The 12,856-nt window shown below is 68.5% G+C and carries 14 protein-coding genes; 5 read left to right on the top strand and 9 right to left on the bottom strand.

The features are described 5' to 3' along the window. Positions 1 to 10 precede the first annotated feature (10 nt). Genes AB0K35_RS11370 through AB0K35_RS11380 form a run of 3 tightly spaced genes read right to left on the bottom strand, consistent with a single transcriptional unit; the run spans position 11 to position 1,586 of the window. Positions 11 to 394 carry a hypothetical protein gene (locus AB0K35_RS11370; RefSeq protein WP_238672813.1) on the bottom strand — a complete coding sequence of 128 codons (384 nt, stop codon included), beginning with the start codon at positions 392 to 394 and terminating at the stop codon, positions 11 to 13. Continuing rightward, the gene (locus AB0K35_RS11375; protein WP_363884989.1) at positions 391 to 1,293 is read right to left on the bottom strand and encodes a methyltransferase domain-containing protein; all 903 of its coding nucleotides are present in this window, start codon (positions 1,291 to 1,293) and stop codon (positions 391 to 393) included. The genes AB0K35_RS11370 and AB0K35_RS11375 overlap by 4 nt, the downstream gene beginning before the upstream one ends. After that, on the bottom strand, positions 1,293 to 1,586 hold the full coding sequence (locus AB0K35_RS11380; RefSeq protein WP_210784198.1) for a hypothetical protein: 294 nt from the start codon (positions 1,584 to 1,586) through the stop codon (positions 1,293 to 1,295). The genes AB0K35_RS11375 and AB0K35_RS11380 overlap by 1 nt, the downstream gene beginning before the upstream one ends. A gap of 56 nt (positions 1,587 to 1,642) precedes the next feature. Between AB0K35_RS11380 and AB0K35_RS11385 the strand changes: the two genes are divergently transcribed. Then, positions 1,643 to 2,287, top strand: a complete 645-nt coding sequence (locus AB0K35_RS11385) for a TetR/AcrR family transcriptional regulator (protein ID WP_363884992.1) — start codon at positions 1,643 to 1,645, stop codon at positions 2,285 to 2,287. A gap of 64 nt (positions 2,288 to 2,351) precedes the next feature. On the opposite strand, the gene AB0K35_RS11390 is transcribed toward AB0K35_RS11385, so the two are convergent. Then, positions 2,352 to 3,233 (bottom strand): LysR family transcriptional regulator, encoded by an 882-nt coding sequence (locus AB0K35_RS11390; RefSeq protein WP_363884994.1) that lies wholly within the window; start codon positions 3,231 to 3,233, stop codon positions 2,352 to 2,354. A 137-nt stretch (positions 3,234 to 3,370) separates the two neighbouring features. Between AB0K35_RS11390 and AB0K35_RS11395 the strand changes: the two genes are divergently transcribed. Both AB0K35_RS11395 and AB0K35_RS11400 read left to right on the top strand, forming a co-directional pair. Next, positions 3,371 to 3,982: a dihydrofolate reductase family protein gene (locus tag AB0K35_RS11395; RefSeq protein ID WP_238672817.1), complete on the top strand. Its 612-nt coding sequence runs from the start codon at positions 3,371 to 3,373 to the stop codon at positions 3,980 to 3,982. After that, positions 3,979 to 4,923 carry a GNAT family N-acetyltransferase gene (locus AB0K35_RS11400; protein ID WP_363884996.1) on the top strand — a complete coding sequence of 315 codons (945 nt, stop codon included), beginning with the start codon at positions 3,979 to 3,981 and terminating at the stop codon, positions 4,921 to 4,923. Before AB0K35_RS11395 ends, AB0K35_RS11400 begins: the two co-directional genes overlap by 4 nt. 23 nt (positions 4,924 to 4,946) lie before the next feature. Here the strand turns inward: AB0K35_RS11400 and AB0K35_RS11405 are convergent, their stop codons facing one another. The 5 genes from AB0K35_RS11405 to AB0K35_RS11425 all read right to left on the bottom strand — a co-directional run bounded on the left by AB0K35_RS11405 (position 4,947) and on the right by AB0K35_RS11425 (position 10,845). Further along, a complete protein-coding gene (locus AB0K35_RS11405; RefSeq protein WP_363884998.1) occupies positions 4,947 to 6,854 on the bottom strand; it encodes an ABC transporter permease subunit in 1,908 nt (635 codons plus the stop codon). A gap of 125 nt (positions 6,855 to 6,979) precedes the next feature. Then, positions 6,980 to 8,410, bottom strand: coding sequence for an extracellular solute-binding protein (locus AB0K35_RS11410; RefSeq protein ID WP_357364731.1), 1,431 nt, complete (start codon positions 8,408 to 8,410; stop codon positions 6,980 to 6,982). A gap of 462 nt (positions 8,411 to 8,872) precedes the next feature. Beyond that, positions 8,873 to 9,643 (bottom strand): IclR family transcriptional regulator, encoded by a 771-nt coding sequence (locus tag AB0K35_RS11415; RefSeq protein WP_357364733.1) that lies wholly within the window; start codon positions 9,641 to 9,643, stop codon positions 8,873 to 8,875. Positions 9,644 to 9,780: 137 nt separating this feature from the next. After that, positions 9,781 to 10,083, bottom strand: a complete 303-nt coding sequence (locus AB0K35_RS11420; protein WP_363885001.1) for a hypothetical protein — start codon at positions 10,081 to 10,083, stop codon at positions 9,781 to 9,783. Positions 10,084 to 10,107: 24 nt separating this feature from the next. Then, on the bottom strand, positions 10,108 to 10,845 hold the full coding sequence (locus AB0K35_RS11425; protein WP_363885003.1) for an SDR family oxidoreductase: 738 nt from the start codon (positions 10,843 to 10,845) through the stop codon (positions 10,108 to 10,110). Positions 10,846 to 11,071: 226 nt separating this feature from the next. Between AB0K35_RS11425 and AB0K35_RS11430 the strand changes: the two genes are divergently transcribed. After that, on the top strand, positions 11,072 to 11,959 hold the full coding sequence (locus AB0K35_RS11430; RefSeq protein ID WP_363885005.1) for a helix-turn-helix transcriptional regulator: 888 nt from the start codon (positions 11,072 to 11,074) through the stop codon (positions 11,957 to 11,959). A 163-nt stretch (positions 11,960 to 12,122) separates the two neighbouring features. After that, positions 12,123 to 12,803: a Crp/Fnr family transcriptional regulator gene (locus AB0K35_RS11435; protein ID WP_238672825.1), complete on the top strand. Its 681-nt coding sequence runs from the start codon at positions 12,123 to 12,125 to the stop codon at positions 12,801 to 12,803. The last annotated feature ends 53 nt before the right edge of the window (positions 12,804 to 12,856 follow it).

Genomic DNA, 12,856 nt, shown 5'->3' on the forward strand with positions numbered 1-12,856 from the left:
CACCTCGCGGCTACAGCCGCTCGAAGCTCTCCATGCCGGCGAGTTTCAGCACCTCGGTCCGGGTCGCCGGGCATTCCTTGCGGGTCTGGTCGTCGATCTCACGGCCGTTGGGCACCGGGCCCTGCTTCTCGTACCAGGAATAGAGGTTCACTGTCAGGTTCGCCATTGCGCCCGTTTCGGACCCGATCCCCTTGAGCGTCGGCACCTGGCCGTCCAGGTAGTTGCACACTTCCTTCGCCGACACCGGGGAGCCGCCGGCCGGAGCGGATCCGGCCGCGCTGGTCGATCCTGTCGTGTCTGGCGCCGCAGCGGGCTGGGGCGCCTCGGCCTCGGTGCACGCCGTCAGGGCGAGTACGAGGCAGAGGGCCGGTGCGAGCGGTCGGAACGTACTCATTGGATCTTGTCCTCACGGGGTTCGTGGTGGGTAGGGGTTCCGGCGGCGTTCGCGGTGACGAGCCAGAGACCGCTGGGCAGCCGGTAGCCGACGCCAGGCTCCCGGAACCGGCCGAGCAGTCGGGTGACCCCCGCCCGGGCCGAAGCCTGACCAGCCGGCGAAGCCGTCCGGTACGCGGCACCGGCCGGGCCGACCTCGATAAGCCATTCGGCCACCGCGTCGGCGTCGTCCGGAGTTTCCACTGCGACATCGCACGGTGTGATCGTGACGGCGGTGAAGCCGGCGGTGCTGAGGATCCGGGCGACCCGCGCCGGGTCGGCGAACGCGAACGGACCGGCCTCGTCACCGACCGGCAACGGTGGTAACGGTCCGAGATGCGGTGCGGCGCCGAGCATCGCCGCGGACAGCCACGGGTTGACGCCGCTGTCGCGGAAGACAGTCGCGGCGAGGCGCCCTCCCGGGCGCAGTGATCGCCGGATCGTGCGGCAGCCGGCAACCGGGTCCGCCAACAACATCAGGGTCATTCGTGAGAACGCCGCGTCGAACGGGGCACCAGGCACGACATCGAGAGTCTCGATGTCGGCCACGTGGAACTGGATGCCCGGGTATCCGTCGGTGGGGAACCGGCGTTGAGCGGCGGTCACCATCGTCTCGTCGATGTCGACACCGATCGCCGCGCCGGTCCCGCCGACTGCGGCGGCGATCTCGGCCGTGGTGCCGCCGCAGCCGCAGCCCACATCGAGGATTCGTTCGGCGGGTCGTGCGGCCAATCGATCCATGGCCGCCGCGCCCAGCGGTCGACCGGTCTCGTCCTGCCGATCGGCGTGGCGAATCCAGCCAGGTGCCGCTCCCGCCCAGAAAGCGGCGCCGCGGGCCCGCAGGCTGGCGGTGTCGGTCATCAGAACGGCATCTCGGTGCCGTCGACGCTCATTGAGCGGAAGTGAGCCGCCTTCGTCGGGTCGAAGCCGTCCTCCTGTGCCGCCAAGCCGGCAGCCCGGACCAGCCGTTCGGACTGGAACCGGCGGAATGCCGCTTCGTCCTGCCAGACGTTGATGATCCGCCAGCCGTCCTCTGTCGGCCCGGCGACATGGGCGAGGAGGCCCGGCGGTCGGTCCGGTCCGAGGTGTCGTTCCACCTGCCGGTATTCCGCCTCGCTGACGCCGGGCATCTCCTGCAACACACCGAACGGCATGGCCGTCCCCTCTCGATAGAGTTAGCCTCTATCCAATAGAGCACTACACTTGAGAGGTGGTTGTCAAGAGACGTTATGACTCTTCCCGCCGGCAGGAGCAGGCCCGACAGACCCGGCGAGCCATCCTCGAAGCGGCTGGTCGGCTGTTCGTCGACCCGGGCTACGCGGCCACACCGCTGACCGCCGTCGCTGTGGAAGCCGGCGTCGCGGTCCAGACCCTGTACGCGGTGTTCGGCAGCAAGCGGCAACTGCTCTCCCAACTGGTCGACGTCACCCTGGCCGGCGACGACGAACCGGTGGCCCTGCCGGACCGTCCCTTCGTCGCCGAGATCCGCGCACTCACCGACCCTCGGGCCAAGCTCGCCCGCTACGCCCGCCACCTGGCCGAGGTCAACGCCCGGCAGGCCCAGGTGATGCTCGCGCTGGCCGGCGCGGCCACGGCCGATCCGGACGTCGCCGAGATCTGGCGCAAGAACGTCGACGACCGCCGCCGGGGCATGGCCATGTTCGCCGCCGAACTCGTCGGCACGGGAGGCGTACGCCCCGATCTGGGCGCCGATCAGGTGGCCGACATCCTCTGGTTGGCCCAGGACGTCCGCAACTTCGACTGGCTCGTCCGGCAACGTGGATGGGCGACTGAGCAGTACCAGCGGTGGTATGTGGACACCGTCAGCGGCGCGATCATGGCCAGCGCCGAGTAGCGGAAGGCACTGGTCATGGACGTGAGGCCGAAGCTCTGGTCACTTGGTCCGCCGACGCGGCGGGCTATTCGACGGAGTGGCGACCCTGCGCGATGCCGGCGAACGACCGGATGAGTTCCGTCTCGCCACTGGTACGCCAGATCAGCCCCCACCGGGCCGGCGGGGCGTCGTGGATGGGCACGTAGGCGATGTCCGGCCGCGCGTAGTAGCGGGCAGCCTGGGCGTGCACGGGCGAGACGGCTTCGCCAGTGACGAGGATCGGGATCATCTCCTGGAAGTTGGAGACCGACGGGCCGATCGGGATCAACCGTCCGCTGGGTGTGCGTACTGGCACCAGGATCTCCCGCCAGTAGTCCGGCCGGGCCCCGCCCATCACCGTCTCGTCCGCCAGGTCCTCGTAGGAGACCGATTTCCGGCCGGCCAGCCGGTGGGTCGCCCCGACGGCGAGCACTATGGGTTCGGTGTAGATCACCGGACCGACGGTGAGGTCCGGTTCCTTGACGGGCAGCCACACGATCTGCACGTCGATGTCGCCGGCGCGCAGCCGACCGAAGGGGTCGCCGAAGTCGACATGCCGGATCTGCACCTCGCACTCACTGTGCTCCTTGGCGAACCCGTCGAACAGCTCGCGGAAATCATGGAGGTTGACGGCGATCGACCCGACCCGCAGCACCCCGGTCTTGCCCCGGGCGGCGAGCCTGGCCCGGTCCATGCCCTCGTGCAGACCTCGGTACATGGGCTGAATGTCGTCGAAGAGCCGTTGGCCGATCGGCGTGAGTTTCACCTGCCGGTTGTTCCGCTCGAACAGCGCTGCGCCGATCCGGCGTTCCTGCTTCTTGATCGCCTGGCTGACCCGGGCCTGGGTCACGTGCAGCCGCTCGGCGGTGCGGGTGAAGTGCAGTTCCTCCGCCAGGGCCAGAAAGATCTCGATGTCGCGGAGTTCCATGTGCTGTTCCCGATCCACCCATTAGCGAAGGGTTATGGCACGTTACCAGTTGTGATCTTGTAGCCCGGTGCCTCGCCGGGCAGGCTGACGGACGTCGTCGCCGAACAGCATCCGGCAGCCTGAACGAGGAGATCGTCGTGCGCAAGCTCGTGTATTACATCGCCGCCACCCTGGACGGCTTCATCGCCGGCCCCGACGGCGCCGACCCGACCGGCCCCGGCGGGTTCTGGCCCGTCCCGGACGACTACCTGCGTCACCTCGTCGCCGAGTACCCGGAGACCCTTCCCGGTCCGGCCCGGCAGGCGTTCGGCATCACCGACCAGGGCAGCCGGTTCGACACCGTGCTGGAAGGGCGTCACTCGTACGAGGTGGGCCTGAAGGCCGGCGTGACCGACGCGTACCCGCACCTGCGCCACCTGGTGTTCTCCCGCACGCTGGGCAGCAGCCCGGACCCGGCCGTCGAGGTCATCGGCCAGGACCCCATCGCCACGGTACGAGAGCTGAAGCGGCACGACGGCAGGGACGTCTGGGTGATCGGCGGCGGCGCGCTGGCCGGTGCCCTCTACCCCGAGATCGACCAGCTGATCATCAAGCTTGCCCCGTTGACGATTGGCGCCGGCATCCCGCTCTTCGGCCGCGACGCCGTCTTCGCACCACGCGCCTGGCGCCTGACCGACCACACAGTCCTGGACAGTGGCGCTCTCTTCCTCACCTACACGCGCACACCGACCGGAAACGAGTCAGCATGAGTACGTCCCCTGACACCGTCACGATCCGTCCGATCACCGGACCGGACGAGATCGCCCTGTTCAACCGCCTGCCGTACACCATCAATCACGAGCTCGACGACGACCTTGCCGACAAGCGCCGCCGACCGGAGTGGATGTGGGTGGCGGTGCGCGGCGACCGACTGCTGGCCAGGGTCGCCTGGTGGGGCCGCAGCGGCGACGACACCCCGCTACTGCTGGACATTCTCGACGTCGACGACACCGCCGAGGACCTGACCGAGGTGGCACAGGCGTTGTACCGGACCGCCGCGAAGCAGGTCCTGGCCCCCGGCGCGGTCCCTCCCGAATACGGCCGGTTCATCCCGGCGGACTGGCGCGAGAACCCGGACACGTACCGGGCGGTGCGTACCAGGATGGGCGTCCTGGAGAGCACCGGCGCCCGGCTGACTGTCGAACGCCTACGCCTGGAGTGGCGCCCCGCGGCCGGCCTGCCCACGCCCGACCGGCGACTGGCCTTCCGCCCGGCCCTTGACGCCGACGAACTGGTCGCGCTGATGACCCGTGCCCTGGACGGGACCCTGGACGCGCACAGCCGTACCGACCTGGCACAGATGTCGCCCCACGAGGCCGCGCTCAAGCACTACGAGCGGGAACTCTCCACGTACTCCAGCCCTCGTGAGTGGTGGCGCGTCGGCACGTTGGGCGAGAACGGCGAGCCCGTCGGGTTCGTCGTTCCCGCCCGCAACGCCTACCACCCGGTGATCGCCTACCTCGGCGTCGTTCCGGAGCACCGGGGCCACGGGTACGTCGACTGCCTTCTCGCCGAAGGCACCCGAACGCTGGCCGCCGAGGGGGTCCCACGCATCCGCGCGGCCACCGACCTGGGCAACGTACCCATGGCAAGGGCGTTCGCCCGCGCCGGTTACGTCAACTTCGAGCGGGCCATCAACATGGCCTGGTAGCGCGAGCGACAGGCTGCCCCCAATCAGCCCTTCACCGCGCCTGCGGTGAGCCCTTCGGTCAGGAAACGCTGCCCGAGGGCGTACATGATCACTACAGGGATGCTGACGAGCAGCGACGCCGCGGCGAGTTGTCCCTGCGGCACGACGTCCCCGGCGATCATCGACTGCATCCCCACCGGGAGCGTCTTGTACTCGTCCTTCGTGATGAACACGAATGCGAAGAGGAACTCGTTCCAGGCGTTGGTCAGGGTGAAGAGCGCAACCGCCAGCAGCCCTGGCTTGGCCAGCGGCAGCACCACCCGGCCGAACGCCTGGATGCGGCTGCAACCGTCGACAAGCGCGGCCTCCTCCAACTCGATGGGGATCGACGAGAAGTACCCCACCAGCAGCCAGGTGGCGAACGGCAGCGTGAAGGTCGGGTACGTCACCACAAGGGACCACAACGAGTCGGTGAGCCGGGCGCCGATGAGCATCTGGTACAGCGGGATGAACAGCAGCGCGCCCGGCATCACGTAGGTGAGCAGCACAGTGACGGTGAAGCCCTGCGCCCCACGGAACCGCAGCCGGGCCAGCGCGTAGCCCGCCAGGGCGGCGCAGACCAGTGCCACAGCGGTCGACGCCGCCGACACCAGCAGGGTGTTGAGATACCAGCGGCCGAACGGCTGGTTGTCGAACAGGGCGCCAAACTGCTCAAGCGTCCATGGCGTCGGCCACAGGTCGTCGGTACGCATGACGACCTGGCCCTCGGACTTGAAGGCCGTGACGGCGATCCAGTACAGCGGGCCGAGCACGAAGAAGAGCAGGCCGGCCAGCGCGGCCCAGGAACCCAGGCCCGACACCACTGACGACGACCGGCGACCACCTCGGGACTGGAGGGTCGAGACCACCCGGCCGACCCCCGCCGCGATCAGCAGAATCACACCGAGGACCACCGCCGCCTTCCAGAAGATCTGCGGTGACGCCCAGGCCAGCAGACCGGTGACCAGTGCGGCGACTGCCCACGGAAGCGCCTTCCGCACCGTCGCGGCCCACCGCCGTGCGCCGATCCACTGCGCTGTCCGGCGTCGCCGGGGCAGTTTGATGTTGGTGTCCTGGCGCAACAACCGGACCAGGACGAACACCAGCCCGCCGATGATCGGCAGCATGACGAGCGTGACCGCCGCGCCCGCGCCGTACTGGAGTTGCAGGATGGCCTTCGAGTAGGCGATGAGCACGTACGGCGCTGTCACGTCGCCAGGGCCGCCCTGGGTCAGCAACCAGACGAGGTCGAAGTTGTTGAACGTCCAGATCGACGACAGGGTCACCGTCACGGTGATCACGTGGCGCAGTCCGGGCAGCGTCACGCTCTTGAACCGCTGCCACGACGAGGCGCCGTCGATTGTCGCCGCCTCGTAGAGGTCCGCTGGGATGGCCTTCAACCCCGCGAGGAAACACACGGTGAAGAACGGCACTCCCTTCCAGACGTTGACGAGGATCACCGACGGCATGGCCAGTGACGGGTCGGACAGCCAGCCCGCGGGCCAACTGTCGACGAGGTGCGCGCTGGCCAGCAGCGGCCCGATCCCGGTGGCGGTGAGCAGCGTGTTGACGCTGCCGAAGATCGGGTCGAGCAGCGCGCGCCAGCTGAACGCCGTCACCACCGTCGGCACCACCCACGGCACCAGGAGCAGCCCGGCCAGCACGGCCCGGCCACGACGGCGATGGTGCAGCAGCAGGGCCGCGGCCAACCCCAGCACGACCTTGAAGACCTCGGCGTACGCGGTGAAGACGAACGAGTTCACCACGCCGGTGTGGAACTGGTCGTCGCCGACGAGCGCGAGGTAGTTGTCCAGGCCGACGAAGACGCTGTCCTGCCCGTGCCGTTCCGTGGTGCTGGTGATGATCGACCGGGCGATCGGCACGAGAACGAGCCCGCCGACCAGCACTGCCATCGGCGCCAGGAACAGCGCCGCGAGTCGCCAATCGCGACCCAGCCGCCGCTGAACCGCGGTGAGGGAGCCGGGCCCCGACGGCGAGGATTTCCTCGCCGCCGGGACCCGCGCAGGACGGACTGACCTCACTGCGGCAGCCCCTGCTGGTTGAAGATCTGCACCATCTTCGCGTGGGCGGCCGTCACGGCCTGCGCCGGCGCCGTTCCCTGCACTACCTGCTGCATCATGTCGGTGAGGACGTAGGCCGACCCCACCGCTTGCTGGCCCGCGCTGGCCTTCTGCGGGAAGGCCAGGCCGTTCTTCGTGTTCAGCGGCAGCTTCAATTCAGTGATCTTGCGCAGCATGGGGAACGCCGGGTCGCCGCTGGTGAAGAACGGGTCGGCATCCCAGACCTTCTCCCAGGCGGGCATCACCAGGCCTGGTGCCTCCTTCGCCACACCGAGCAGCGCTGGTGCGCTGACCAGGTACTGAGCCAGGAGCTTGGCGAGCGCCGGGTTCTTGGCACCCTTGAAGACGACGAAGCCCTGCGACTGGCCGAGCAGCAGCGGGTTGTCGGTCGCCGGCCCGATGCAGTCGGAGAACACGTGGGTGTTCTCGTGCACCGGGTTCTTCTTGGTCCTGGAGTCCGCGTAGACGCTGAACTGGTTGCGGGTGTAACCGAGGATCCCGGCGAGCCAGTTCTCGTTGTTGCTGGTGTCGGTCCAGCTCGCGATCCCCGGCGGCAGCATCGGCTTGTACTTGGGGTTGGTGTAGATGTCGCCCAGGAACGTCACCGCCTGCACCGTCTCCGGGCTGTTGAAGGTGACCTTCCGGCCGTCGTTGGCGGCGATCGACCCGCCGTAGGCGTTGATCAGCGCCTCGATCATGCCGTTGCCGTCACCGGACCGGTTCACAGTCATGCCCCAGCCGAACCGGCGCTTGCCCGGATCGGAGATCTCCAGGCACAGGTCCCGCAGCTCCTCCCAGCTGTAGATGTCCTTCGGGGTGATGCCCTTGTCCTGCATCCAGTCCTTGCGCAGGAACGACCCGATCCCGATGAAGTGGTACGGGATGGCGAACCACTTGCCGTCGAAGACGCAGAAGTTCTTGGCCTCGGCGCAGGGCTCGCCGTACTTGGCGGTCAGCGCCTTGACGACGTCCGTCACGTCCTCCAGGTCGCCCAGCGCCTGGAACTGCGCGACGAACCGCGAGTCGGTCATGAACGCCAGGTCACGGGCCACCCCGCCCTTGACCTCGGCGTCGATCTTGGCCACCACGTCACCGGCGTCGGCCTGGACCAGACTGTTCTCGATCTTCGTTCCGGTGGTGTCGGCGAACTTCTTGATCGAGCTGTCGAGGGCTTCGTTAGCCGCCGTCGAGTACAGCTTCTGCGACAGCATGCCCATCGAGGAGCCCTTCATCGCCGCCGCGGCGTCGATCAGCTCCTGCGGAACCTCCGGCTGCACCTTGCTGGGCGATTCGGACTCGCCCCCGCATGCGGCCAGACCGGCCGCGCCGAGCACCCCCACTCCCATCCCCAGAAAGCCGCGCCGGGACCATGCCGGTTTGATCTCCATGAACATTCGCCTCCTTGAAGTCTCCGCACCTCTGCACGCCGAAGGCCTGTCTGACGAACACCGCGATGCTCGTGCTCCAGGCGTGTCCATGACGGCGACCAGAGACGCGTCGCCCCCATCGATCAGCGCGTTCGCGTGCTCGTTGTCGAAATGCGTCGGGTTGCCACGGTGCCGGCGGGCTCGTTCGTGCCGCCGTTCACCGTCGTCCTGCCTTGGCGTCCGTGTGGGCCGCGCGAGAGAATCCGCGTGTCGCTCGCCGGGTAGCGCGACGAGGTCGAGGCGATCGACGACCGGGCCGAGGAAGCAGCGCTGACGTTCCAGTTCGGTCGGGTCACGGGACCACCGCCGTTCGAGATTTCGAACCAGGTTCGATATACCGGATCGAGTGGTCGCGACGCTAAGGCAGCGTGGAGAGCGATGTCAATGTTTCGATGTTGTTTCGAGCCGAAAGCGGGAGGTTGACTAACGAGGCTGCGCCCGGTGACCCATCCGAGCCGACAACTCGGCCGCGCCCTCGCGAACCAGCCCGGTCCACTCCACCTGCACCTGAGGCGTCCAGCGAATGATCGGCGCGGACAGGCTCATCCCAGCGATGACGGCACCGGTATGGTCCCGGATCGCCGCGGCGACGCAGCGCATCGCGCTGTCCGACTCGCCAACGTCGACAGCGACGCCCTCCACCCGGACACGTTCAAGCTGCTCACGAAGAAGGTCCGGGTCGGTGATGCTGTCCGGCGTCATGCCCGGCAGGGGTTCCTTTTGCAGGACGGCGTCCAGGTCCGCCTGATCGAGGGCCGACAGCAGTACCTTGCCGACCGCCGTGCAGTGGGCGGGCAGCCGCAGCCCGACCCCGGAAACCATCCGAACGGGGTGGGTGCTGTCGAACTTCACCAGGTAGATGACATCGGCGCCGTCGCGTACCGCCACATGAACCGCCTCGTCGCACGCGGCGGCCACGTCCCGTGCGACGCCCTGCGCCTCACGTACCAGATCAAGCCGGCCCGCGAACGCCGCGCCCAGTTGGAACAGCGGCATGCCGAGCCGATACTGCACCGGCTGACCCGGTACGGAGATCAGGTACGAGCGAGCCTCAAGCGTGACGAGCAGTTCGTGGACCGTGGTGCGGGGCAGGTCGAGCCGCTCCATCACCTGGCGGGCCGACAGTTGGGGGCAGTCCAGGAACAGTTCGAGGACGTCGAGTGCGCGGTTGAGTGCCGGTACCACACGGGGCATGTCGATAGTCCCTTCGCAGTGCCGGCCCCGTGTCAACGATCTCCACACGGGCCGGCACTTGAAGAGGATATCTACGTCGGCTCCCGGCGCCAGGTCGCGGACTCGTCGTCCATCAGGGCGGTCCCGGCAGATCGAGGTCAACTGGTGTGCTGCAACACCGGGACGATCCGGAAGTCGACAGTGGCCTGGTCGATGGTGGCGTGCACCGGGGAGTCGGCCATCTCCGTCATGATCCCCGAGGCGCTGCGCCGGCCGTCCGCGGCGGAGTCCCACGCGACGATGTCGGTGATGGTGCCGTCGTCGTCCTGCATGATCCGACGCCACCGGAAGCCGGGCTGACGCCGCAGGTAGTCGTTGATGTCTTCGTTGGCGTTGACGAAGTCGGCGCCGGTCAGGCCGGGGACGAGCCGGAACGTCGTCATCTCAAGCGCTTCGCTCATGGGTGCACTCCTCGTGATGCGCGGTCAGCCCTGCACGGTTGACCGCATGATGATCTCGTTGACGTCGACGCTGCCCGGCTGGGCGATCGCATGGGCGATCGCGTCAGCGACCGCCGAGGCCGGCATTCCCAGCTCTTCGGCCGCCGCGTGGACGGCAGCCCGCACCCGAGGGTCGCCACCCCGCTCGGTGAGTTCCGAGTGGGTGTAGCCGGGGCTCACCAGGGTCACCCGGATGTCCTGGCTCTCCTGGCGCAATCCCTCGGTCAGTGCCCGTACCGCGTACTTGGTGGCGCAGTAGACCGCAGCCGTCGGGTCGACGCGGTACGCGGCGGTGGAGCCGATGTTGATGATGTGCCCCGCGCCGCGGGCGCGCATCAACGGCAACGCGGCGGCGATGCCGTACAGGGTGCCGCGCAGGTTCACCTCGATCATCTGGTCCCACTCGTCCACCCGCAGCGTGTCGAGGGTCGACAGGGCCATCACGCCGGCATTGTTCACCAGCACGTCGATGCGACCGTGCCGTTCGTGGGCGCCCTCGACGAAGGAGAGCACGCTGTCGCGGCTCGTGACGTCCAGCTCATGGTGGTCGGCGGTGCCGCCAGCGTCGCGCAGTTCGTCGACGAGCGCGGCGAGCCGGTCGACGCGTCGGGCGCCGAGCACGACGTGATGACCATCGGCGGCCAGCCGGCGGGCGGTCGCCGCACCGATACCACTGCTCGAACCGGTGATGAGAATGATCTTCGAGCCGGCACTGTTTCCCATTGATCCTCCTGTTGCACTTCGGGCCCGCTGCCCGAGCGCCGCAGCTCAACGATCCGGCCGGTACGCGGGCCCTGGAAGGGCGAGGTTTCCGGGGTGCGCCACACCCCGGCACCGTGTCCGGTTAACTCGGTTCAGGCAAGCTCTGTCCCGTAAGCCCTCGATGTGCCGATCACGCCAACCGGCGGACCGGCCGGCGACGGTGGTCCGACGTCTTAGGCTGATCGGCATGCCCGATTCAAACCGGCTCGGGGAATTCCTCCGGGCCAGTCGCGGACGAGTCGACCCCAAAGAAGTCGGACTGCCCAGCGGCGGCGACCGCCGGGTACCCGGACTGCGCCGCGAGGAGCTCGCAATCCTGGCCGGGGTGAGCGCCGACTACTACGCCCGCCTCGAACAGGGCCGGGAGCGCAACCCCTCCGCACCGCTGCTCGACGCGATCGGTCGGGCCCTGCACCTCGACCCGGACGCGCGCCGCCATCTCTTCCGGCTCGCCGGGCTCCACCCTCGCCTCGGCCCGGACAACTCCCGGGACTCCGTGCACCCGGCGCTGCTGCGGCTGCTGGACGCCTTCCCCACCGCCGCCGCCTACGTGCTCAGTCCCGCATTCGAGGTGCTGGCCACCAACAGCGTGGCGGCTGCCCTGCTGTCCCCGTTCACCGGCCCGACCAACATGGTCCGGGTGCTGTTCCAGCATCCGCAGGCCCGCGCCGTCTTCCCCGACTGGCCGTCCCTGACCGAGAACGTCGTACACGCCCTGCGACTCAACGCCGGTCGCTTTCCGGAAGATCCCCAAATCCGGGCGCTCGTGGCCGACCTGCAACGCGACTCGCCAGCGTTCCGCACCCTCTGGGCGGACCAGACAGTGCGGGGCCTGACCCGCATGTTCAAGGTCATCAACCACCCCGAGGCGGGACAGGTCCAGCTGACCTACCAGACATTCGACGTCCGCGACGCTCCCGGTCAGCAACTTCTGGTCGGCACACCTGAACCGGGCAGCGCCGAGGCCCTGGCCGCCCTGGCGGCAGCAGATCGGGTGATCGCAGCCCAGCCGCCGGCTGGCAGTCAGCCATCCGATGGAGCCTCCGACCACCCGGCCGGCAGGCGGGAGCCATGACGGGCCACGGTAGGGGTCGAGCTGATCTGAGGCGCGTACCGCATGCCGCAGCACACTCCGATGGACGCATCCGCGACCCCGGGCATCTGGTTCGCCACACCGACGAGGAGCACGGCGGGGGATCAGTTTGCCTACCGCCACCGCCGTGTGTCCAATGAGGGTCATGGCATGGACTGCGGGCTCTTTCCTGGACCGGCTCGACGCGGCGCCCCGCCAGGAACTGCTGGGTCTGGGCACCACCAGGACCATCCCGGCCAATAGCCGGATCTTCACCGAGGGTGGTCAGGACGACCACGTCGAGCTGATCCAGCGCGGCTTCGTCAAGGTCACCACCACCGTCAGCGGCCTGGAGCAACTGCTTGCCGTACGCCTACCGGGTGACCTGGTCGGGGAATTGGCTGCGGTAACCGGCTCGGACCGGTCCGCCACCGTCACGGCCTGCGGTGAGGTGGTGTCGACGGTGGTGACACGTGCGGTGTTCCTGGCCTTTCTGCAACGGCGGCCGGCGGTCGCCCACGAGGTCACCGCGGCGGTCGGGCGCCGGCTGCGCTGGGCCAACACGCGGCGGGCCGACTTCACCGCATACCCCGTCGATGTGCGTCTGGCCCGGGTGCTGGCCGAGCTGGCCGTGACGTGCGGGACCGACAACGGCGACGGGATCCTGATCGGCGTGCCGATGTCACAGCCGGAGCTCGCCACCCTGATCGGCGCCGCCGAGGACACGGTGCAGAGGGCACTGCGCACGCTGCGGTCCGCCGGGCTGCTTCGAACCGGCTACAAACGGGTCACGGTGACGGACGTCGATGGTCTGCGCGCCTACGACAACGAGGACCATCAGCAGTAGCTCTTCGTCCGGACATCCTGAACCAACCGCAGGTGCACCTGCGGTGATCGAGG

Origin of the sequence: Micromonospora sp. NPDC053740, from assembly GCF_040677775.1 — a bacterium.
Classification (GTDB): domain Bacteria; phylum Actinomycetota; class Actinomycetes; order Mycobacteriales; family Micromonosporaceae; genus Micromonospora; species Micromonospora alfalfae.